The sequence below is a fragment of the Pseudonocardia halophobica genome, assembly GCF_027922425.1.
Classification (GTDB): Bacteria; Actinomycetota; Actinomycetes; order Mycobacteriales; family Pseudonocardiaceae; genus Pseudonocardia; species Pseudonocardia halophobica.
Window position 1 is genome coordinate 108,639 of the sequence record NZ_BSFQ01000018.1, and the last position, 19,349, is coordinate 127,987.

Here is a 19,349-nt window from a genome sequence, read left to right on the forward strand (position 1 = left end):
GCTCCCGCAGTGTTCGCTGCGTTCCCCGCGCTCCCCGCCCGTCGGGTCCTGTTCGTCCACGCGCACCCGGACGACGAGACCCTCACCACCGGCGGCGCCATCGCCCGGTACGCCGCCGACCCCGACACGGCCTGCGTGGTCGTGACGTGCTCGCTGGGCGAGGAGGGCGAGGTCATCCCGCCGGAGCTGCGCGAGCTCGCGCCGGACCGGGGCGACCAGCTCGGCGGGTACCGGGTGCACGAGCTGGCCGGGGCGCTCGCCGCCCTCGGGGGTCCGGCGCACCGGTTCCTGGGCGGGCTCGGGCGCTGGCGGGACAGCGGCATGGAGCACGGCGAGGGCACCCGCGCGGTCACCCCGGCCGTGCTGCACCCGCGGGCCCTCGCCGGGCCGGGGACGTTCGAGGAGCAGCTCGCGCAGCTGCTCGCCGTCGTCGACGAGCTGCGGCCGCAGGTCGTCGTCTCCTACGCCGACGACGGCGGCTACGGCCACCCGGACCACGTCCGCGCCCACACCCTCACGACCGCGGTTGCGGAGGCGCGCCCGGACACCGTCGCGCGCGTCTTCCACGCCGTCCGCTCGCGCTCCGAGCTCGACGCCGGGCTGGCGTCGATCAAGGGCCTGCCCGGCATGCCGTTCCGGTTCCCCGAGCCGGACGAGCTGCCCAGCGCGCCCGACGCCGTCGTCACGACCCGGCTGGACGTGTCCGGCCACCGCGCTGCGCTCGTCGCGGCGATGCGCGCGCACGCCACGCAGATCGCGGTGTGGGAGAGCGACGGGCCGGAGGGCGCGGTGGCGTTCGCGATGAGCAACGACGTCGCCCAGCCGCTGATCGACGTCGAGGAGTACGTGCTGGCCTCGGGGGCGGGGCCGGCCCCCGCCGACGACCTGTTCGCGGGGCTCGGCTGATGCGCTGGCTCACGCTCGCGGCGGTGCTGCTGGCCGCGGCCCTGCTCACGGCGCTCGAGCTGCTGCTCCAGCCGATGTACATCGGGCCCGTGCCCGCCCCGGTCGGCACTGTGCTGGTGCTGCTGACCATGCCCTGGCTGATCCACGCCGCCGCGGAGGTCTCGACCACCACCGCCGTGGCCGCCTCGCCGCTGGCGGTCTGGGTCGTGGTCCTCGGGGTGCTGGGGTTCGCCGGCCCGGGCGGGGACGTCGTCCTGCCGGCGACCTGGCAGTCCTTCCTGCTGCTGGTCGCGGGCCTGCTCGCCGGGCTGCTGCCGCTGCGCCGGGTCGTCGACTCCGCCGACGCCCGCCGCTCCGCCGAGCGGGGTGCCGACCCGCGCGGGATGATCCGGTCGTGAGCGACGGACCCATTCCCGACGCGGCGGTCGTCGGGCTCCTGCGGCCCTTCGTCCGGGCCACCCGGCCGATCCTCTCGGCGCTGCGCGACTCCGATCCCTTCGGCCTGCGCGGCCGGGACGGCGGGACGGACGGTGAGCGCTCCACCCGCGACAAGCTGCTCGACGCGCTGGCCGCGGCCCCGGTGCCCGGCACCGCGACCTGGGCGCGGATGGACGTGGCCGCGCGACAGCGGTGGTGGATCTACCGGGTCGGCCGGTTCGCCACCGGCGTCGCCGCGATCCCCGGCCTGGGCGGCGCGCTCGCCCGCACGCTGCCGGTCGGCGCGGCCATCGGCGCCGCCGCGCAGGGCATGCTGCTGGTCGCGGTGGCCGGCGAGCACGGCGTCACGGACGAGGACCACCTGGTCTCGCTGCTGGCCTGGGTGCTGTTCCGGCGCCGGCCCGAGCTGGGGACGCCGACGGCCGCCGAGGACGCCGCCGCCGACGCCCGTGCCGCCGAGATCGAGGGCGACCTGGCCACGGGCGGCCGGCCGACCGCGGCGAGGATCGGGTCCGCGGTGTGGCGGCTCGGCCGGGCGCTGTACTCGGTCGAGGACGAGCTGGACAAGCGCCCGCACGGCCGCTTCTACCACGAGGCGCTCGGCATGCTGCCGGTCGTCGGGGTGCTGGGGAAGTACCTCGGCGAGTGGTCCGGGCTCAAGCGCGCGGCCCGCGAGGCCCAGCGCTGGCTCGCGGGGCGAGGACTCGCGAGGGTCTAGCGGCCCGGGCCGAGGTAGTGGTAGCGGTGGTGCTCGGTGCAGCCCAGCCGCGCGTAGAGGGCGCGGGCGCCCCCGTTCTGCAGGTTGACCTGCAGCACCGCCCAGCGGGCGCCCTGCTCGAGGCCCCACGCCGCCGCGGCCGCCGTGAGCGCGGTGCCGACCCCCTGCCGTCGCACCTCGGAGCGGGTGGCCAGGCGGGACAGGTGCAGGTGGTCCTCCACGACGGCGGCCCGCAGCGCCCCCGTCGGGGTGCCGTCCGCCCCGCGGGACACGGCGAAGCCCGGGCGCGCCGCCGCGGTGAGGACGTGCCGCTCCGCCTCGCTCTCCGGGGCCCCGGTGATCGCCCACCAGTCGTCGGTCGCGTCCGGGGTGAGCTCGACCGCCGCGGTCGACGGCAGCGCCGCCAGGTTCGTGAGATCCGCCACCAGGACGGCGACCTCGGGCCCGGCCTGGTGCCCGCCGTCGAGCACCCAGCCCTCCCGCGCCGCGGCCTCGGACCAGGGCGAGCCCATCGGCGTCTGCAGCCGGGTCGGGATGCCGTGCTCCGCCGCGAACGCCCGGACGCGGTCGAGCGCCGCGTCGATCGGCAGCCCCGGGTCCCCGACGGCGAGCGCCGAGTTCGCCCGGCCGGTGAAACCGCCCGCCGCGCGCAGCCGCCAGCCGCCGAGCGGCTCGTCGACCACGGCCGGCCAGGCGTCGGCACACAGGTTCTCCAGGCGGGACACCGCGCTCCAGGAGGCCCGGCGGCGCGGGGCCGGCGGGACGACCCGCACCGCGACGACGGCCGCGCGCTCCACCCGCACCGGCCCCTTCCGGGTGTCGACGACGACCGTGCCCGCGCCGCCGTCGGACAGCGGGCCGACGGCGTCGGTGTAGAGCGGGCGGCCCTCGCGTTCCCCGATCCGGTGCCGGAGCGCGACCCGTTCGCCCAGGGCGGCGTCGATCAGTGCGGCGATCCCCGGCCGCCCGGGGTGCTCGTCCGGAGTCATCGAGTGAGGCTTGCCTTCCCGTGTGAGAGTGGGTACCCGCGGGTTAACCTGCCACGGAGAACGCCCGCGCCAGAACAGCGCCCGCTTGTGGAGGACCTTCCGTGACGTACGTGATCGCCGAGCCCTGTGTGGACCTCAAGGACAAGGCGTGCATCGAGGAATGTCCCGTGGACTGCATCTACGAGGGCGCCCGCATGCTCTACATCCACCCCGACGAGTGCGTCGACTGCGGTGCCTGCGAGCCGGTCTGCCCGGTCGAGGCCATCTACTACGAGGACGACGTCCCGGACCAGTGGGGCGCGTACACCAAGGCCAACGCGGACTTCTTCGAGGAGCTGGGCTCGCCCGGCGGCGCCTCGAAGGTCGGGCTGACCGAGGCCGACCCGGAGCCGATCAAGAGCATGGCGCCGGTCGAGCACGACGAGTGAGCGAGCGGCAGCGAGCGAACCATCGGCGGGGCATCGCGCTCCCCGACTTCCCCTGGGACTCCCTCGCCGAGGTCAAGGCGCTCGCAAACGGCCACCCCGGCGGGATCGTCGACCTCTCGGTCGGCACGCCGGTCGACCCGGTCCCGGCCGTCGTCCGTGCCGCGCTGACCGGCCCGGCCGCGGACGAGCCCGGCTACCCGACCACGTACGGCCCCGACTCGTTGCGCCAGGCGATCGCGGACTCGCTGACCCGCCGCTTCGGCGTCGCGGGGGCCGACCCGGCCGCGGTGCTGCCCACGATCGGCTCCAAGGAGCTGGTCGCCTGGCTGCCGACGCTGCTCGGCCTCGGCACGGGCGACGTCGTCGCGGTGCCGGAGCTGGCCTACCCGACCTACGAGGTGGGCGCGCTGCTCGCCGGCGCCTCCGTGGTCCGGCTGGCCGACGGTGAGGCCCCGCCCGCCGGCACGAAGCTGGTCTGGCTCAACTCGCCGTCGAACCCCACGGGCCGGGTGCTCGACGCCGCCGGCCTCCGCTCCGCCGTCGACGCCGCCCGGGCGGTCGGCGCGGTCGTGGCGTCGGACGAGTGCTACCTCGGGCTGTCCTTCGGCGCGCCGGTCGCCTCGGTGCTGTCGCCGGAGGTGAGCGAGGGTCGGCACGAGGGCCTGCTGGCCGTGCACTCGATGTCCAAGACGTCGAACCTGGCGGGGTACCGCGCGGCGTTCGTCGCGGGCGACGCGGCCCTGGTGAAGGCGCTCCTGGAGATCCGCAAGCACGCCGGCATGATCGTGCCGTTCCCGGTGCAGGCCGCGCTCGCGGCGGCCGCGGCGGACGACGCGCACGTCGCCGAGCAGGTCAAGGTCTACGAGAAGCGGCGGAGCCGGCTGCGGGGCGCTCTCGAGCGCGCCGGGTACCGGATCGACCACTCCGAGGCCGGGCTCTACCTGTGGACGACCGAGGACCGGCCCTGCCGGGACACCGTCCGCTCGCTGGCCGAGCGGGGGATCCTCGTCGCGCCCGGCGAGTTCTACGGGCCCGCCGGCGCGCGGCACGTCCGGATCGCCCTCACGGCCACGGACGAGCGGATCGACGAGGCGGTGCGGCGGCTGGAGGGCTGAGCCCCTCCCGCCGCTCCCGCACCTCTCAGATCTCGGCGGCGCGGGCGGCGACGTGCTCCCACGCCGCCCACCACTCGCCGCGCTTCTCGGTGGCCCGGGCCCGCTCGCGCTCGACGAGCCGGCCCGCCACGAACACGACGTGCGCGTCGGGGTACTCGCCGAGGCCGTCGAGCAGGCCGCGGATCCGCTCCTCGGCCACGCAGGCGTCCTGGTGGTCGCCGAGCACCTCCTGGAGCCCCGCGGTGGCCTTGAGCAGCCGCTTCACCCGCGCGCCGAGCATGGGCTCGACCAGCTCGCCGGTGTAGCGCACCCGCTTCCCGAGGATCCGCAGGTCGTGCAGCGTCTGGTCGGGCGGGTCGTCGCCGGCGCGGCGCACCGCCTTGCGCAGCCGCCGCACCTCCGCGCGCACCAGGTCGATGAGCTCGGGCTGCGCCTGGGTGGCCGACGGCGTGGGCAGCGGCAGCCGGATCGCATCGGCCAGCCGCTCGAGCAGGGCCCGGTAGCGCCCGGACTCCAGCACGGCCAGCATCGCCGCCCGGGCGGTCTCGCGCTCCGCGTCGAGCGAGGCGACGAGCTGCGTGCCGGAGGCCCGCTCCCGCTCGGGCAGGGTCGCGATCTCGCCGCGCAGGCGCAGCAGCAGGACGTCCAGGTCGCGGACCGGCCCGAGGGCGCGGCCGAGCCAGCCCAGCTCGGCCCGCAGCCCGTCCGCCCAGGTTCGGTCGAGCAGCGGCCGGGCCGCCTTGAGCGCCGCGCGCATCCGCCGCACCGCCACCCGCATCTGGTGCAGGTCCTCGATGTCGCTGCCGTCCCGGGTGCCCGGGTCGTGGGCGAGCAGGGCCCGCAGCCGCAGGTCGAGGGCGGCGCGGACGTGGTGCACCGGCGAGTCCGACGGCGCGGCCGTCAGCGGGGCCGGCAGGTCGGCGCCGGTGAGGGCGACCGGGGACGTGCTGGGAGCGGACACGAGCGGGCACCGTAGCCGACGGAGATGAACGCGCCGGCCCCGGTGCCCGTCGGCCGTCAGTTCTTGTGCAGGTCCTCGTTGAGCGCGATGCCCTGGCCGGTGCGGGGGAGGGCCTCCACGGCGCCGGAGACGCTGTTGCGGCGCAGCAGCAGCCCGTTCTGGCCGGACAGGCTGCGGGCGGCGACCGAGGTGCCGTCCGGCAGGGCGACCTTCGTGCCGGCGGTGACGTACAGCCCGGCCTCGACCACACAGTCGTCGCCCAGAGAGATGCCGATGCCGGCGTTGGCGCCGAGCAGGCAGCGCTCGCCGATGGAGATGACCGCGGTGCCGCCGCCGGAGAGCGTGCCCATGATCGAGGCGCCGCCGCCGACGTCCGAGCCGTTGCCGACGACGACCCCGGCCGAGACCCGGCCCTCGATCATCGAGGAGCCCAGCGTGCCGGCGTTGAAGTTGACGAAGCCCTCGTGCATCACGGTGGTGCCCTCGGCGAGGTGGGCGCCGAGCCGGACGCGGTCGGCGTCGGCGATCCGGACGCCCGAGGGGAGCACGTAGTCGACCATGCGCGGGAACTTGTCGACGCCGTACACGGTGACCGGACCGCGCGTGCGGAGCTTGGCCCGGACGAGCTCGAACCCGGGGACGGCGCAGGCGCCGAAGTTGGTCCACGCGACGTTCGCGAGCAGCCCGAACTGGCCCTCGAGGCTGACCTCGTGCGGGCGGACGTGCCGCCCGGACAGCAGGTGCAGGCGCAGGTAGACGTCGGCGGCGTCGACCGGCTTGTCGGCGAGCGAGCCGATCTCGGTGCGCACCACCTTCATGGTGACCCCGCGGTCGGCGTCCTCCCCGGCCAGCGGCTCCAGGTCGGCCGAGGTGTCGGGGGCGTCCGTGCCCAGCGCGGGGGCCGGGTACCAGACGTCGAGGACGGTCCCGTCGGCCGTGACGGTGGCCAGGCCGGTGCCGGAGGCGGGATCGGTGCGGAACTCGGTGCTCACGGGCGTCGAATGTAACCGTCCGGGCCCGCTCCGCCCTCCTCCGGGTGCGGCCCGGACCGGGATCCGGGAAGCGTCGGGAGGAGTTGACATGTCGGATATCTCCGACGCATCATGGGATCGTGCCCGACGACGTCTTCCTCGCGCTGGCCAACCCGGTGCGCCGGCGGCTGCTGGAGCTGCTGGCGGAGGGCCCGCGCACGGCGGGGGCGCTCGCGGGGGAGTTCGCGCTGAGCCGGCCGGCGGTCGCCGAGCACCTGGGCGTGCTGCGGCGCGCCGGGCTGGTGCGGGACGAGCCGGAGGGGCGGCGGCGGCACTACCACCTGGAGCCCGGGCCGCTGGCCGAGATCGGCGAGTGGCTCGCGCCCTTCGAGCACTACTGGCGCGGTCGGCTGAAGGATCTCGCCGACCTCGTGGAGAACGAGATGCCGGACGAGAGTGAGGACCGATGAAGGGCAGCCTGATCGCGGCCGTGACCGTGGACCAGTTCGTCGCCGGACGGCCCGCGAAGGTGTGGCGGGCGCTGACCGAGCCCGAGCTGCTGGCGCGGTGGTGGGCGCCGGGCGACGTGGCGGCCGAGGTCGGGCACCGCTTCACCCTGCAGATGCCCGGCTGGGGCGACGTGGCCTGCGAGGTCCTGGAGGTCCGCGCGCCGGAGCGGTTCGTCTACACGTTCAACGGCACCTGGACGCTCACCTGGACTCTGGTGCCCGAGGGCCGCGGGACCCGGCTGATCCTGGAGCACTCCGGCTTCGACCTCGACGACCGGCAGGGCCGCTTCGCGTTCGACCGCATGGGGCCGGGCTGGCGGGACGAGGTGCTGCCCCGGCTGGCCGCGCTCGTCGAGGAGACGGAGGAGACGGAGGAGACGGAGGAGGCGGTGGACACCGCGCCGTGACGCCCGCGGGGGAGGCCGTGACGCCCGCGGGGGAGACGGCGGACGCCGCACCCCGATCCCCGTGGAACAGTAGGGCGCGTGAGCGCTCCGACCGTCGCCCTGGACCTGACCGCGGACCCCGCCGCGCTGACCGCCGCCCTGGTCGACATGGCCAGCGTGTCCGGGGAGGAGCGGGCGCTGGCCGACGCCGTCGAGGCCGCCCTGCGCGCCCAGGCGCCGCACTTCGAGGTCCTCCGCGACGGCGACGCGGTGCTCGCCCGCACGAACCTCGGCCGCGAGCGGCGGGTCCTGCTCGCGGGGCACCTCGACACCGTGCCGATCGCCGACAACGTGCCGAGCCGGTGGGAGGGCGACCTCCTCTACGGCTGCGGGACGAGCGACATGAAGGCCGGCGACGCGGTGTTCGCGCACCTCGCCGCCACGATCACCGAGCCGCGGCACGACCTCACCCTCGTGTTCTACGACTGCGAGGAGGTGGAGGCGGTCCGCAACGGCCTCGGGCGCCTCGAGCGCAATCACCGGGACTGGCTCGCCGCCGACCTCGCCGTCCCCGGCGAGCCTACGGACGGCGAGGTCGAGGCCGGCTGCCAGGGCACGCTCCGCGTCGAGGTCCGGACGAGCGGCCGTCGGGCCCACTCCGCACGCTCCTGGCTGGGGGACAACGCGATCCACCACGCCGGCGAGGTGCTGCGGCGGCTGGGCGACTACACCCCGCGGCGGGTGGACATCGACGGCTGCGAGTACCGCGAGGGGCTGCAGGCCGTGCGGATCGCGGGCGGGGTCGCGGGCAACGTCGTGCCGGACGAGTGCGTGGTCGGCGTCAACTTCCGGTTCGCGCCGGACCGGTCGGTCGAGCAGGCCGAACAGCACGTCCGCGAGGTCCTCGACGGGTTCGACGTCACGCTCACCGACTCGTCCCCCGGGGCGTTGCCGGGCCTGGCGCAGCCCGCGGCCCAGGAGTTCCTGGCCGCCACGGGCGCGACCGCGCGCGCCAAGTTCGGCTGGACGGACGTCGCCCGCTTCGCCGCCCTCGGGATCCCGGCCGTCAACTACGGGCCCGGCGACCCCAACCTCGCACACACCCGCGACGAGCACGTCGACGTCACGGTCGTCGCCCGCTGCACGGACGTGCTGCGGACCTTCCTGACCTGACCCCGGGCGTTCACACCCGCTCCGTACGCTGGCGTTCATGAGCGCCAACGGGTCCGGGTCCCGCCCGGACGAGAGGCTGCGCGGTCCGGTCGTGCTGCGCCGCGAGCAGAAGATCGAGCCCACGACGACCGACCAGCGCCTGCTCGACTCGCGCGGCCCCACCGACTGGGTGCACACCGACCCGTGGCGGGTCATGCGGATCCAGGCGGAGTTCGTCGAGGGCTTCGGCATGCTCGCCGAGCTGCCCCGCGCCGTCACGGTCTTCGGCTCGGCGCGCACCCCGCGCGACCACCACGAGTACGCCGTCGGGCGCGCGCTGGGCACGGCGCTCGCCGAGGCCGGCTACGCCGTGATCACCGGCGGCGGGCCGGGCGCGATGGAGGCGGTCAACAAGGGCGCCCAGGAGGCCGGCGGGCTGTCGGTCGGGCTCGGCATCGAGCTGCCGTTCGAGCAAGGCCTCAACGACTGGGTCGACCTCGGCATCAACTTCCGGTACTTCTTCGTCCGCAAGACGATGTTCGTCAAGTACTCCCAGGCCTTCGTCTGCCTCCCCGGCGGTTTCGGCACCCTCGACGAGCTGTTCGAGGCGCTCACCCTCGTGCAGACGAAGAAGGTCACCAAGTTCCCGGTCGTGCTGCTCGGCAGCTACTACTGGCAGGGCCTCTACGACTGGATCGCCGGCCCGGTGCTCGAGTCGGGGAAGATCGGCGAGAAGGACCTGGCCCTCCTGCACCTCACGGACGACGTCGACGACGCCGTGAAGGTGGTGCACGAGGCCTACCGGGCCTGGGAGGAGGCGCACTGATGGCGGTCGACGGGACGGCGATCCGGCGGGGCGGGCGCGACCCGCACTCGGTCTGCGTCTACTGCGGATCGTCGGACGGGGTGCCGCAGCGCTACCTGGACCTCGCCGCCGAGACCGGCACCGCGATCGCCGCGCGCGGGTGGACGCTCGTGTCCGGCGGCGGCCGGCGCTCCATGATGGGCGCCGTCGCGCTGGCCGCGCGGGCGGGCGGCGCGCGCACCGTCGGCGTCATCCCGCGGTCGATGGTGGAGCGGGAGTGGGCCGACCACGACTCCGACGAGCTGCTGGTCACCGAGACCATGCGCGAGCGCAAGGCCCTGATGGAGGCGCACGCCGACGCCTTCCTCGCCCTCCCCGGTGGGATCGGGACCTGCGAGGAGCTGTTCGAGGTGTGGACCGCCGGGTCCCTCGAGCTGCACGGCAAGCCGGTCGTCGTGCTCGACCCGGACGGGCACTGGTCCGGCCTGCTCGACTGGGTGTCCGGGCTGGTCGAGGGCGGGTTCGCGAGCCGGGCGCCGCTGGAGCGGATCGTCGTGGCGCGCACGGTCGACGAGGCGCTCGAGGCCTGCGGGCCCGCGGCCGCCGCCGTCGACCGCGCATCCGTGTCACGATCGCAGGCGTGAGCACGCCCGTCCTCCCGCCGCTGCGCTTCGGCACCCGCACCCCGGCCGGCGACCGGGCGCTGGTCATGGCGATCGTCAACCGCACGCCGGACTCCTTCTACGACCGCGGCGCCACCTTCGCCGACGACGCCGCGCTGGTCCGGGTCGACGCCGCCGTCGCCGAGGGCGCGGACATCGTGGACATCGGCGGGGTCAAGGCGGGCCCCGGCGCCGTCGTCGACGTCGACGAGGAGATCCGGCGCGTCGTGCCGTTCGTGGCCGCGGTGCGCGCGCGGCACCCGGACGTCGTGATCAGCGTGGACACCTGGCGCGGCGAGGTGGGGCGGCTGGCCGTCGCGGAGGGTGCCGACCTGCTCAACGACACCTGGCAGGGCGCCGACCCCACGCTGGCCGAGGTGGCCGCGGAGACGGGCGTCGGGATCGTCTGCTCCCACACCGGCGGAGCGGTGCCCCGCCGCCGGCCGCACCGGGTCCGCTACGCCGACGTCGTCGCCGACGTGGTCGCGGAGGTGACCCGCCAGGCCGAGCGGCTGGTCGCGCTCGGCGTGCCCCGCGAGGGGATCCTCGTGGACCCGACGCACGACTTCGGCAAGAACACCTGGCACGGCCTCGCCCTGCTGCGGCACTGCGACACCCTGGTCGCGACCGGCTGGCCGGTGCTGATGGCCCTGTCGAACAAGGACTTCGTGGGCGAGACGCTCGGCGCCGACGTGGACGGCCGGCTGGAGGGCACGCTGGCGGCCACGGCGCTGGCCGCGGCGGCGGGGGCCCGGGTGTTCCGGGTGCACGAGGTCGCGGAGACGCGGCGGGTGCTCGACATGGTCGCCTCGATACGGGGTACCCGGCCCCCTGCTCGCACGGTGCGGGCCCTGGCGTAGGAACAGGCGAGGAAAGGGATCCGAATCACCCGGAAGAATGGTTTGAGGCTTCACGCTACGCCGTTCCCGGAACCGAATCGATGCTCCTAACTGCTCCGTAACCTGCTGATACCTCTGCAGTAATCGGAGCCAGAACTAATCGCAACTGCCGGGGCCCACTCCTCCGCTGTGCCCGGCCCGCTCCATCGAGTTGTCCGTCCGTCCCTCGCGTAGACCACGCCCGAGACGCACCCGAGGAGAACCATGATGCCCATCACCGAGGACTGGTTCGCCCGTCGCACCTGGCAGACGCCCGACTGGAGCGTCGACGACCTGATCGCCGCGAAGCGCGGCCGGAAGGTCTCCGTCGTGCTCCCCGCGCTGAACGAGGAGGCGACGATCGGGGCGATCGTCGCCGGCATCCGGCCCTTCACCGAGGGCGACCGCCCCCTGGTCGACGACCTGCTGGTCATGGACTCCGGGTCGACCGACGACACCATCGCGATCGCCCGCGCGAACGGCGCGCGCGTCGCGCTGCGCACGGACGTCGTCCCCCATCTCGAGCCGGTCCCGGGCAAGGGCGAGGTGCTCTGGCGCTCGCTGGCCGCCACGGACGGCGACGTCATCTGCTTCATCGACTCGGACCTGGTCGACTTCGACCCCGGGTTCGTGCCGTCGCTGCTCGGCCCGCTGCTGCTGGCCGGCGGCGTCCACCTGGTCAAGGGCTTCTACCGGCGCCCGCTGCGGCTGGAGGTGAGCGAGGCGGAGTCCCTGGAGCACGGCGGCGGCAGGGTCACCGAGCTCGTCGCGCGCCCCCTGCTCTCCGCGCTGCGGCCCGAGCTCGCCGGCATCGTGCAGCCGCTCGGCGGCGAGTACGCCGGCACCCGCGAGCTGCTCGAGTCGGTCCCGTTCGCCACGAGCTACGGGGTGGAGATCGGGCTGCTGCTCGACACCGTCTCCTCCTTCGGGCTCGACGCGATCGCGCAGGTCAACCTGGGCGTGCGCAAGCACCGCAACCGGAACCTGATGGACCTCGGGGTGATGTCGCGGCAGATCACGGCCACGGCCCTGCGGCGCTCCGGGCTGCCGGACACCGGTGCCGCGCTCACCCAGTTCGTGCAGGTCGGCGGGGAGTGGGTGCCCAACAGCCGGGAGCTCGACCCCACCGAGCGGCCGCCCATGCGCACGCTCGTCGCGGCCCCGGACCAGGTCGCCTGACCGCGACCGGCCCCCCGCGGGTCTGCTCGCGCGCCGTCCCCGCCCGTGATGTGATGCCCGGGTGGGGACCGCGCTCATCTACCTGCTCGTCGTCGCGGTGGTGGCGGCGGTGGTGTTCGTGCTCGCCGGGCTGGTGTTCGGCCGCGGCGAGGAGCTGGCCCCGCTCGCCCCCGGCGCCACGCCCACCCGGCTGCCCGCCGAGGCCGTCCGCGGGGACGACGTCCGCGACCTGCGCTTCCAGCAGGCGCTGCGCGGCTACCGGATGGCCGAGGTGGACTGGGTGCTCGACCGGCTGGCCGAGGAGCTCGACCGGCTCACCGACGAGCGGGACCGGGTGACCGACGAGCGCGACGCCCTCGCCCTGCGGGTGCACGAGCTCGAGGCCGCCCGCCCGCGCGCGGAGGGGGACCGGTGAGGACCCGCCGCGACCTGGTCGTCGCCGTCGACGTGGCCGCCCCGGCCGCCACCGTCTGGGACCTCGTCACCGACTGGGAGCGGCAGCGGGAGTGGATCCTCGCCACCCGGGTGCGGGTGGTCTCCGGCGACGGCCGGTCCCCGGGATCCGTCGTCGTGGCCGTGACCGGGGTGGGGGACGTCGGGGTCGTCGACACCATGACCGTCAGGGCGTTCGAGCCCGCCCCGGAGGGCGGCGGCCGGGTCGACGTCCGGCACACCGGGCTCGTCGTGACCGGGGACAGCTCGTTCGTCGTGGCCGCGCAGGGCGCGGACCGCTGCCGCTTCACCTGGACCGAGGGCCTGGAACTGCCGTTCGGCCGGCTGGGGGCGCTCGGCTGGCCCCTCGTCGGGCCGGTGACCGCGGCCGGGTTCCGGATGTCGCTGCGCCGGCTGGCCCGGCTGGCCGAAACCGTCGGACCCACCGCGTAGCGTCCCGCCCGTGACCGATGGGATGAGCCGCTGCGGCTGGGCGACCTCCGCGCCCGACTACGTCGCCTACCACGACGAGGAGTGGGGCTTCCCGCTGCACGGCGAGCGGGCGATGTTCGAGCGGCTCACCCTCGAGGCGTTCCAGTCCGGACTGTCCTGGCTGGTCATCCTGCGCAAGCGGCCGCACTTCCGGAAGGCGTTCGCCGACTTCGATCCCGCCGCCGTCGCCGCCTTCGGGGAGAGCGACGTCGCGCGCCTGCTCGGCGACGCGGGGATCGTGCGCAACCGCGCCAAGATCGAGGCCACGCTGGCCAACGCCCGCGCGGTGCTCGCGCTGGACACCCCGCTCGACGAGCTGCTCTGGTCCTTCGCTCCCGCGGAGCACGTCCGCCCGGCCACGCTCGCCGAGGTCCCGGCCGTCACGCCGGAGTCGAAGGCCATGGCCAAGGAGCTCAAGCGCCGCGGGTTCCGGTTCGTCGGACCCACCACGTGCTACGCGTTGATGCAGGCCGCCGGGCTGGTCGACGACCACGTCGCGGACTGCTTCCGGGCCGCCGGACCGGCCGCTGCGGAGAGCCCCGCGTCCACCCCGGACTAGCCCTGCGCGATCAGCGACAGGCCGGTTGCGCTGGGTGAACGCCACACGATTGATCGCCTCGGTTGCGTGTCGAGATCCGCGATGGGGAAGAATGAGGGCCACCATCCCGCCTGTGCGCGCTCCCCAGCGCATCGGCGCCCTGCACGAGACGACAGACGGAGGGAGCAGGACATGGCGGCGATGAAGCCCCGGACCGGCGACGGACCCCTGGAAGTGACCAAGGAGGGCCGGGGCATCGTGATGAGGGTGCCGCTCGAGGGCGGCGGCCGCCTCGTCGTCGAGATGACGCCCGAGGAGGCCGAGAACCTCGGCGAGGCCCTGCGCGGCGCGACGGGCTGAGACCCGCCGCCCGCACGGGCCGACCGCGGCGGTCCGGGTCTCGTCAGGCCCGGACCGCGTGCAGGTCGCGGATCCGCAGCCCCGACGCGCCCGCGACCGTGCCCGGCTCGCCCGTGAGGACGCGCTCCGGCTCGGCCGGGATCGTCAGCATCTCGATCGACACCGCCCCGCACCCGCATCGCACGTAGCGCACCCAGCCCTCCGAGGTGTGGTGCGTGGACAACGTCGTGGCGCCTGCGGTCCGTCCGCACTGCGCACAGCGCATGAGGGTCCCCTCGATTCGGTAATATGCATCCGTCGTTGACGGCTTACTCGTCGAGGGTAGCAGGTGTAAGAGGCCAGTGGATTTCATCGGTTACCGGAGTGACGCACTCGGTGCGGCCGTCGCGCTCGTCAACACCGTGACCGCGCCGCCGCGCGGCACCGTCGAGGAGGCTGCGCCGCCGGACCAGCTGCGCCGCGTCCTGGTGGAGCACGGGTACATCGCCGGCCGGGCGCCCGCGTCCGTCGAGTCCGACCTGCGGGGGTGGGCCGGGCGGCTGCGCTCCGTCTTCGACGCCGAGGACCTCGACACCGCGGCGGCGGCGGTGAACGCGCTGCTCACGGACGTGCGGATCGGGCCGCACCTGACCCGGCACGACGGGCAGGGCTGGCACCTGCACTACTCGCCGCCCGACGCCGCCGTGCTCGACCGCGTCCGCTCCACCACGGCCTTCGCCCTCGCGATGCTGCTCTCGGAGTACGGCCTCGACCGGCACGGCCGGTGCGCCGCCGACGGGTGCGAGCGGGTCTTCGCGGACACCTCCCGCAACGCCGCCCGGCGCTACTGCTCCCCGTCCTGCGCCAACCGGTCCGCGGTCGCCGCGCACCGGGCGCGCCAGCGCTCCGCCCGCTGAGCGCGGCCCGCCGGACCGACTCGCGCGAGGCGGGAGCGCGACTCGCGCGGTTACAGGGCCTGGTAGATGGCGACCGTGCGCTCGGCGGCGGTGGCCCAGGCGAACTCCCGCACCGCCCGCTCGCGCCCGGCCCGGCCCATCGTCGCGGCCCGCTCCGGGTCGCGCACCAGCTCGTTGATCGCGGCGGCCAGGCCGCCGCGGAAGGCCGGGACCCCGTTCTCGTCGTAGTGCACGAGCAGCCCGGTCTCGCCGCCGGCCACGACCTCGGGGATGCCGCCGACGTCCGAGGCGACCACGGCCGTGCCGCACGCCATCGCCTCGAGGTTCACGATCCCCAGCGGCTCGTACACCGAGGGGCACACGAACACGGTGGCGGCCGACAGCAACTGTCGGACCTCCGCGGTGCCCAGCATCCGCCGCACCCAGATCACGCCGGGCCGGGAGGCGGCCAGCTCGCCGACCGCCTTCTCGGTCTCCTCGGCGATCTCCGGGGTGTCCGGCGCGCCCGCGCACAGCACGATCTGCGCCTCCTCCGCGACCTCGTGCGCCGCGGCGATGAGGTGGGCCAGGCCCTTCTGCCGGGTGATCCGGCCGACGAACACCACGCTCGGCCGGTCCGGGTCCACCCCGTTCGAGACGAGCGCCTCCCGGCCGGGGTCGGGCCGGTAGAACTCCGTGTCGATCCCGTTGTGCACCACGTGGACCCGGGCGGGGTCGAGCGCGGGGTAGCACTCCAGGACGTCCCGGCGCATGCCCTCGCTGACCGCGATGACGGCGTCGGCGGCCTCGTAGGCGGTCTTCTCCACCCAGGACGACAGGGCGTACCCGCCGCCGAGCTGCTCGGCCTTCCACGGCCGCCGCGGCTCCAGCGAGTGCGCGGTGACCACGTGCGGGATGCCGTAGAGGGTCTTGGAGAGGTGACCGGCCATGTTGGCGTACCAGGTGTGCGAGTGCGCGATGTCCGCGCCCTCGACGCCCGCGACCATCGTCAGGTCGGTGCCCAGCGTCTGGAGCGCGGCGTTCGCCCCGGCGAGCCCGCCGGGAGTCGGATAGGCCCGGACGCCGTCGCGCGGCGGCCCGTCGGGGGAGCCGAAGCAGTGGACGTCGACGTCGACCAGCGCGCGCAGCGCCGGCACGAGATGGGCGACGTGCACCCCGGCCCCGCCGTAGACGTCCGGGGGGTACTCGCGGGTGAGCAGACCGATCCGCACGCGGGCACACGCTATCGGTAGACCGGCCCCGGCACAGCACGGAGGAGGCCGTTCCCTCCCGGTCGGGGAACCCGCTCGCGTATGGCCTCCGTATGGCCGGGTACACCCCTGGCGCACTAGGGTTCAGGCTCGAGACGCCCCGGCGCCGACAGGGCGGCCGGCAGGACCGTCGACGGTGGTCCCGACCGAGGGGCCGCGGTGCGACGAGGGACGGGGGACAGCGGTGACGACCTCCTCGCGGATGCTGGCTCCGGGTGGGATGCCCGCCAACGTCCTGGGCATCGTCCTGGCGGGGGGTGAGGGCAAGCGGCTCTGGCCGCTGACGGCGGACCGGGCGAAGCCCGCGGTGCCGTTCGGCGGCAACTACCGGCTGATCGACTTCGTGCTGTCGAACCTGGTCAACGCCGGGATCCACCAGATCTGCGTGCTCACCCAGTACAAGTCGCACTCGCTCGACCGGCACATCTCCACCACCTGGCGGCTGTCGAGCGTGCTGGGGCAGTACATCACCACCGTCCCGGCGCAGCAGCGGCTCGGCCGGCGCTGGTACACCGGCAGCGCCGACGCGATCTTCCAGAGCCTCAACCTGGTCTACGACGAGCGGCCGGACTACATCGCGGTCTTCGGCGCCGACCACGTGTACCGCATGGACCCGGGCCAGATGATCGCTCAGCACATCGCCACCGGCGCGGGCGTCACGGTCGCGGGCATCCGGGTGCCGCGGGTGGAGGCCAAGGCCTTCGGCTGCATCGACTCGGACGAGAGCGGCAAGATCGTCGGGTTCCTGGAGAAGCCGTCGGACCCGCCGCACGTGCCGGACGACCCCGAGGTCACGTTCGCCTCGATGGGCAACTACGTGTTCACCACGGACGCCCTGATCGACGCCCTGCGCGCCGACGCCGAGGACGGCGACTCCGACCACGACATGGGCGGCGACATCATCCCGCGCATGGTCAAGGACGGGGACGCGCACGTCTACGACTTCGCCGACAACGTCGTGCCGGGCGCGACGGACCGGGACTCGGGCTACTGGCGGGACGTCGGGACGATCGACGCCTACTACGACTCGCACACCGACCTGGTGAGCATCCACCCGGTCTTCAACCTCTACAACATGCGCTGGCCGATCCGCACGGCCACGCCGCCGCTGCCGCCGGCCAAGTTCGTCGACGGCGGCATCGCGCAGGACTCCATCGTCGGCGCGGGCACGATCATCTCCGGCGCCATCGTGCGCCGGTCCACGGTCAGCCCCGGCGTCACGGTGCAGAACGGCGCGGAGGTCTCGGACTCGGTCGTGCTGCCGGGTGCGCGGATCGGGCGGGGCGCGGTGGTGCGCCGGGCGATCCTGGACAAGAACGTCGTGGTGCCGGACGGGGCGCTGATCGGCGTGGACCTGGCCCTGGACCGGGCGCGCTACACCGTCAGCCCCGGCGGGGTCGTCGTGCTGGGGAAGGGCGTGACGGCCCTCTAGGGACCGGTCGACGGGATCACCGGCGCCGGGTCGCCACCAGCAGGCTCCCGGCCAGCGGGAGGACCGCGGACACGAGCTGCTCGCCCTCCTCGGCGGCCCGGACGGTCTCGCGCAGGTCCGGGTCCTCGGCGCCGGCGAGCACGACCACGCCGCCCGGACGCAGCAGCCGGACGGCCTCGGCGAGGTACGCGCCCGCGTCCCCGTCGTGGGCGTGGACCACCACGAGGTCGTAGCCGCCGTCCGTGAGCCGGGGGAGCACCTCGAGCGCCAGCCCGTTGATCAGCCGGAGCCGGCCGGGGGAGTGCCCCGCGTCGAGGAAGGAGCGGCGGGCCGTGCGCTGCAGCTCGGGGTCCACGTCGATCGTGGTGAGGGTGCCGCCGGGCACCATCCCGCGCAGCAGGTGCAGCCCGCTCGCGCCCGAGCCGGTGCCGATCTCCACCACGGCACGGGCCGCGGTCGTCGCGGCCAGGAAGGCGAGGAGGGTGCCTGTGTCGGCCGCAGTGCTCTCACCGGCGGTCATGGTCGAAGAACATACTGGTCGTCCGGGTTCACAGGTTCTTCTCAGACGACTATCACGCTCCTGTCACCGGGGTCCGTCATGGTGGTGGCGTGGGACCGGGGTCGTCGGTCCCGCCCCGGGGCCGGGAACCATCCCCGCCGGCCCGACGTTGACCGGACGGCACGACCCGCCGCAGGAGGTGCGCTCCCCGCCATGACCGACCGACCGGCCACCGTGGGATTCGACGACGTGTCGGGTTCCGCCGAGGGGAACGACTGGACCCCGCCGAGCTGGGACGAGGTCGTCCGGGAGCACGCGGACCGGGTCTACCGGCTCGCCTACCGGCTCACGGGCAACCCGCACGACGCCGAGGACCTCACGCAGGAGACCTTCATCCGGGTCTTCCGCTCCCTCGCGAACTACCGGCCCGGCACGTTCGAGGGCTGGCTGCACCGCATCACCACGAACCTGTTCCTCGACATGGTCCGCCGCCGCGCCCGGCTGCGCATGGAGGGCCTGCCCGAGGACACCGACCGCCTGCCCGGCGGCGGCCCCGAGCCGGAGGACGTGTTCTCCGCCACGCACCTGGACCCCACGCTGCAGGCCGCGCTCGACGAGCTGGCGCCGGAGTTCCGCGCCGCGGTCGTGCTCTGCGACGTCGAGGGCCTCTCGTACGAGGAGATCGGCGCCACCCTCGGGGTGAAGCTGGGTACCGTGAGGAGCAGGATCCACCGCGGCCGGGCGGCGCTGCGTCAGGCGATCGAGCGTCGCCGCGCGCTGGAGGGCACGGAGAGCGGTACGGAGAGCACGGTGGGTCGCGAGCTGGTGGCGGCCGGGGAGAGGTAGGGAGTTCATGGCCGACGCGCGTCGGAGGTTCGGACGGAGCGCCCCGAACTGGGGTGTCGACCACCTGTCGCAGGACGCCGTGGTGGCCTTCGTCGACGACGAGCTCTCCCTCGCCGCGCACGAGCGGGCCGCCGGCCACGTCGCCTCCTGCGGGGAGTGCGCCGCCGAGGTGGTCGCCCAGCGCCAGGTGCGCTCGGCCCTGCGGACGGCCGACGAGCCGCACGTGCCCTCCTCCCTGCTCTCGATGCTGCGGAACATCCCGCAGGAGGCCGAGCTGCCGCCCCCGCCGCCCGGTCTCGCCATGACGGCGGACGGCCAGATGGTGTCGGTGCTGCGTCCCGAGCGGATGCCCGACGCGCAGGCCCGCCCGTCCACCGCGCCGCCCGCCTCCTCGGTGCGGCGCACCCCCGATCTGACCGGCCGCCTCGCCGGGCCGGCCGGCCTGGCGGGCGGGCACCTGCCCGCCTCGCGCGGGCGGCGGTTGCGCGTGGGCGCGGCCGCGGCGGC

26 protein-coding genes are annotated in these 19,349 nt (G+C 74.8%); 20 read left to right on the forward strand and 6 right to left on the reverse strand.

Annotation, left to right across the window (positions count from 1 at the left end; all coding sequences use genetic code 11):
- The first annotated feature begins 9 nt into the window (after positions 1 to 9).
- Genes mshB through PKE99_RS21055 form a run of 3 tightly spaced genes read left to right on the forward strand, consistent with a single transcriptional unit; the run spans position 10 to position 2,062 of the window.
- On the forward strand, positions 10 to 906 hold the full coding sequence (gene mshB / locus PKE99_RS21045; RefSeq protein WP_037042926.1) for an N-acetyl-1-D-myo-inositol-2-amino-2-deoxy-alpha-D-glucopyranoside deacetylase: 897 nt from the start codon (positions 10 to 12) through the stop codon (positions 904 to 906).
- Positions 906 to 1,304 carry a hypothetical protein gene (locus PKE99_RS21050; protein ID WP_063739694.1) on the forward strand — a complete coding sequence of 133 codons (399 nt, stop codon included), beginning with the start codon at positions 906 to 908 and terminating at the stop codon, positions 1,302 to 1,304. Before mshB ends, PKE99_RS21050 begins: the two co-directional genes overlap by 1 nt.
- A complete protein-coding gene (locus PKE99_RS21055) occupies positions 1,301 to 2,062 on the forward strand; it encodes a hypothetical protein (protein WP_037042925.1) in 762 nt (253 codons plus the stop codon). Before PKE99_RS21050 ends, PKE99_RS21055 begins: the two co-directional genes overlap by 4 nt.
- On the opposite strand, the gene PKE99_RS21060 is transcribed toward PKE99_RS21055, so the two are convergent.
- Positions 2,059 to 3,051, reverse strand: a complete 993-nt coding sequence (locus tag PKE99_RS21060) for a GNAT family N-acetyltransferase (RefSeq protein ID WP_081923924.1) — start codon at positions 3,049 to 3,051, stop codon at positions 2,059 to 2,061. The two genes, PKE99_RS21055 and PKE99_RS21060, sit on opposite strands and share 4 nt — an antisense overlap.
- 101 nt (positions 3,052 to 3,152) lie before the next feature.
- Here PKE99_RS21060 and fdxA point away from each other — a divergent pair, with 101 nt between their 5' ends.
- Entirely contained in the window at positions 3,153 to 3,479 is a 327-nt protein-coding gene (fdxA, locus tag PKE99_RS21065) for a ferredoxin (RefSeq protein WP_037042923.1), read from the forward strand.
- On the forward strand, positions 3,476 to 4,594 hold the full coding sequence (gene dapC, locus PKE99_RS21070; RefSeq protein WP_051737065.1) for a succinyldiaminopimelate transaminase: 1,119 nt from the start codon (positions 3,476 to 3,478) through the stop codon (positions 4,592 to 4,594). The genes fdxA and dapC overlap by 4 nt, the downstream gene beginning before the upstream one ends.
- A 25-nt stretch (positions 4,595 to 4,619) precedes the next feature.
- Here the strand turns inward: dapC and PKE99_RS21075 are convergent, their stop codons facing one another.
- Entirely contained in the window at positions 4,620 to 5,555 is a 936-nt protein-coding gene (locus PKE99_RS21075) for a CHAD domain-containing protein (protein ID WP_037042920.1), read from the reverse strand.
- Between the two features lie 56 nt (positions 5,556 to 5,611).
- Positions 5,612 to 6,547, reverse strand: a complete 936-nt coding sequence (dapD, locus tag PKE99_RS21080; RefSeq protein ID WP_037042917.1) for a 2,3,4,5-tetrahydropyridine-2,6-dicarboxylate N-succinyltransferase — start codon at positions 6,545 to 6,547, stop codon at positions 5,612 to 5,614.
- Between the two features lie 119 nt (positions 6,548 to 6,666).
- Here dapD and PKE99_RS21085 point away from each other — a divergent pair, with 119 nt between their 5' ends.
- The 11 genes from PKE99_RS21085 to PKE99_RS21135 all read left to right on the forward strand — a co-directional run bounded on the left by PKE99_RS21085 (position 6,667) and on the right by PKE99_RS21135 (position 13,919).
- The gene (locus PKE99_RS21085) at positions 6,667 to 6,996 is read left to right on the forward strand and encodes an ArsR/SmtB family transcription factor (protein ID WP_037042914.1); all 330 of its coding nucleotides are present in this window, start codon (positions 6,667 to 6,669) and stop codon (positions 6,994 to 6,996) included.
- A complete protein-coding gene (locus tag PKE99_RS21090) occupies positions 6,993 to 7,442 on the forward strand; it encodes an SRPBCC family protein (protein WP_037042911.1) in 450 nt (149 codons plus the stop codon). The genes PKE99_RS21085 and PKE99_RS21090 overlap by 4 nt, the downstream gene beginning before the upstream one ends.
- Positions 7,443 to 7,520: 78 nt before the next feature.
- Positions 7,521 to 8,594 carry a succinyl-diaminopimelate desuccinylase gene (dapE, locus tag PKE99_RS21095; protein WP_271214904.1) on the forward strand — a complete coding sequence of 358 codons (1,074 nt, stop codon included), beginning with the start codon at positions 7,521 to 7,523 and terminating at the stop codon, positions 8,592 to 8,594.
- A 37-nt stretch (positions 8,595 to 8,631) separates the two neighbouring features.
- Positions 8,632 to 9,399: an LOG family protein gene (locus PKE99_RS21100; RefSeq protein WP_037042908.1), complete on the forward strand. Its 768-nt coding sequence runs from the start codon at positions 8,632 to 8,634 to the stop codon at positions 9,397 to 9,399.
- Complete coding sequence (locus PKE99_RS21105) at positions 9,399 to 10,022, forward strand: LOG family protein (protein ID WP_051737064.1); 624 nt, start codon at positions 9,399 to 9,401, stop codon at positions 10,020 to 10,022. Before PKE99_RS21100 ends, PKE99_RS21105 begins: the two co-directional genes overlap by 1 nt.
- A gap of 65 nt (positions 10,023 to 10,087) precedes the next feature.
- Positions 10,088 to 10,900, forward strand: a complete 813-nt coding sequence (gene folP, locus PKE99_RS21110; RefSeq protein WP_081923943.1) for a dihydropteroate synthase — start codon at positions 10,088 to 10,090, stop codon at positions 10,898 to 10,900.
- Positions 10,901 to 11,143: 243 nt separating this feature from the next.
- Positions 11,144 to 12,097 carry a glucosyl-3-phosphoglycerate synthase gene (locus PKE99_RS21115; RefSeq protein ID WP_051737062.1) on the forward strand — a complete coding sequence of 318 codons (954 nt, stop codon included), beginning with the start codon at positions 11,144 to 11,146 and terminating at the stop codon, positions 12,095 to 12,097.
- A gap of 61 nt (positions 12,098 to 12,158) precedes the next feature.
- On the forward strand, positions 12,159 to 12,512 hold the full coding sequence (locus tag PKE99_RS21120; RefSeq protein ID WP_037042907.1) for a DivIVA domain-containing protein: 354 nt from the start codon (positions 12,159 to 12,161) through the stop codon (positions 12,510 to 12,512).
- The gene (locus PKE99_RS21125) at positions 12,509 to 12,982 is read left to right on the forward strand and encodes an SRPBCC family protein (protein ID WP_037042902.1); all 474 of its coding nucleotides are present in this window, start codon (positions 12,509 to 12,511) and stop codon (positions 12,980 to 12,982) included. Before PKE99_RS21120 ends, PKE99_RS21125 begins: the two co-directional genes overlap by 4 nt.
- A gap of 22 nt (positions 12,983 to 13,004) precedes the next feature.
- Entirely contained in the window at positions 13,005 to 13,580 is a 576-nt protein-coding gene (locus PKE99_RS21130) for a DNA-3-methyladenine glycosylase I (protein WP_051737061.1), read from the forward strand.
- Positions 13,581 to 13,751: 171 nt separating this feature from the next.
- Positions 13,752 to 13,919 (forward strand): DUF3117 domain-containing protein, encoded by a 168-nt coding sequence (locus tag PKE99_RS21135; RefSeq protein ID WP_081923922.1) that lies wholly within the window; start codon positions 13,752 to 13,754, stop codon positions 13,917 to 13,919.
- Positions 13,920 to 13,962: 43 nt separating this feature from the next.
- Here PKE99_RS21135 and PKE99_RS21140 read toward each other — a convergent pair whose 3' ends face one another.
- Entirely contained in the window at positions 13,963 to 14,184 is a 222-nt protein-coding gene (locus PKE99_RS21140; protein ID WP_037042900.1) for a hypothetical protein, read from the reverse strand.
- Positions 14,185 to 14,260: 76 nt separating this feature from the next.
- On the opposite strand from PKE99_RS21140, the gene PKE99_RS21145 reads away from it, so the two are divergent.
- The gene (locus PKE99_RS21145; protein ID WP_051737060.1) at positions 14,261 to 14,815 is read left to right on the forward strand and encodes a CGNR zinc finger domain-containing protein; all 555 of its coding nucleotides are present in this window, start codon (positions 14,261 to 14,263) and stop codon (positions 14,813 to 14,815) included.
- Between the two features lie 50 nt (positions 14,816 to 14,865).
- Here PKE99_RS21145 and glgA read toward each other — a convergent pair whose 3' ends face one another.
- Positions 14,866 to 16,026 carry a glycogen synthase gene (glgA, locus tag PKE99_RS21150; protein WP_037042898.1) on the reverse strand — a complete coding sequence of 387 codons (1,161 nt, stop codon included), beginning with the start codon at positions 16,024 to 16,026 and terminating at the stop codon, positions 14,866 to 14,868.
- Between the two features lie 241 nt (positions 16,027 to 16,267).
- On the opposite strand from glgA, the gene glgC reads away from it, so the two are divergent.
- Positions 16,268 to 17,497, forward strand: a complete 1,230-nt coding sequence (gene glgC, locus PKE99_RS21155; RefSeq protein ID WP_425566429.1) for a glucose-1-phosphate adenylyltransferase — start codon at positions 16,268 to 16,270, stop codon at positions 17,495 to 17,497.
- A 16-nt stretch (positions 17,498 to 17,513) separates the two neighbouring features.
- On the opposite strand, the gene PKE99_RS21160 is transcribed toward glgC, so the two are convergent.
- Positions 17,514 to 18,017, reverse strand: coding sequence for an O-methyltransferase (locus PKE99_RS21160; protein ID WP_051737059.1), 504 nt, complete (start codon positions 18,015 to 18,017; stop codon positions 17,514 to 17,516).
- Between the two features lie 192 nt (positions 18,018 to 18,209).
- Here PKE99_RS21160 and sigE point away from each other — a divergent pair, with 192 nt between their 5' ends.
- Both sigE and PKE99_RS21170 read left to right on the forward strand, forming a co-directional pair.
- Entirely contained in the window at positions 18,210 to 18,842 is a 633-nt protein-coding gene (gene sigE, locus PKE99_RS21165) for an RNA polymerase sigma factor SigE (RefSeq protein WP_081923921.1), read from the forward strand.
- Between the two features lie 7 nt (positions 18,843 to 18,849).
- The coding region (locus tag PKE99_RS21170; protein WP_271214905.1) for an anti-sigma factor family protein at positions 18,850 to 19,349 on the forward strand (500 nt) is incomplete at its 3' end.

What these genes read in the sequence shown, in the direction of transcription:
- PKE99_RS21050 (WP_063739694.1), top strand. Translation starts at nt 906, where the DNA reads ATGCGCTGGCTCACGCTCGCGGCGGTGCTGCTGGCCGCGGCCCTGCTC.
- PKE99_RS21060 (WP_081923924.1), bottom strand. Translation starts at nt 3,051, where the DNA reads ATGACTCCGGACGAGCACCCCGGGCGGCCGGGGATCGCCGCACTGATC.
- PKE99_RS21090 (WP_037042911.1), top strand. Translation starts at nt 6,993, where the DNA reads ATGAAGGGCAGCCTGATCGCGGCCGTGACCGTGGACCAGTTCGTCGCC.
- PKE99_RS21100 (WP_037042908.1), top strand. Translation starts at nt 8,632, where the DNA reads ATGAGCGCCAACGGGTCCGGGTCCCGCCCGGACGAGAGGCTGCGCGGT.
- PKE99_RS21105 (WP_051737064.1), top strand. Translation starts at nt 9,399, where the DNA reads ATGGCGGTCGACGGGACGGCGATCCGGCGGGGCGGGCGCGACCCGCAC.
- folP (WP_081923943.1), top strand. Translation starts at nt 10,088, where the DNA reads ATGGCGATCGTCAACCGCACGCCGGACTCCTTCTACGACCGCGGCGCC.
- PKE99_RS21115 (WP_051737062.1), top strand. Translation starts at nt 11,144, where the DNA reads ATGATGCCCATCACCGAGGACTGGTTCGCCCGTCGCACCTGGCAGACG.
- PKE99_RS21130 (WP_051737061.1), top strand. Translation starts at nt 13,005, where the DNA reads ATGAGCCGCTGCGGCTGGGCGACCTCCGCGCCCGACTACGTCGCCTAC.
- PKE99_RS21135 (WP_081923922.1), top strand. Translation starts at nt 13,752, where the DNA reads ATGGCGGCGATGAAGCCCCGGACCGGCGACGGACCCCTGGAAGTGACC.
- PKE99_RS21140 (WP_037042900.1), bottom strand. Translation starts at nt 14,184, where the DNA reads ATGCGCTGTGCGCAGTGCGGACGGACCGCAGGCGCCACGACGTTGTCC.
- glgC (WP_425566429.1), top strand. Translation starts at nt 16,268, where the DNA reads ATGCTGGCTCCGGGTGGGATGCCCGCCAACGTCCTGGGCATCGTCCTG.
- PKE99_RS21160 (WP_051737059.1), bottom strand. Translation starts at nt 18,017, where the DNA reads ATGACCGCCGGTGAGAGCACTGCGGCCGACACAGGCACCCTCCTCGCC.
- sigE (WP_081923921.1), top strand. Translation starts at nt 18,210, where the DNA reads ATGACCGACCGACCGGCCACCGTGGGATTCGACGACGTGTCGGGTTCC.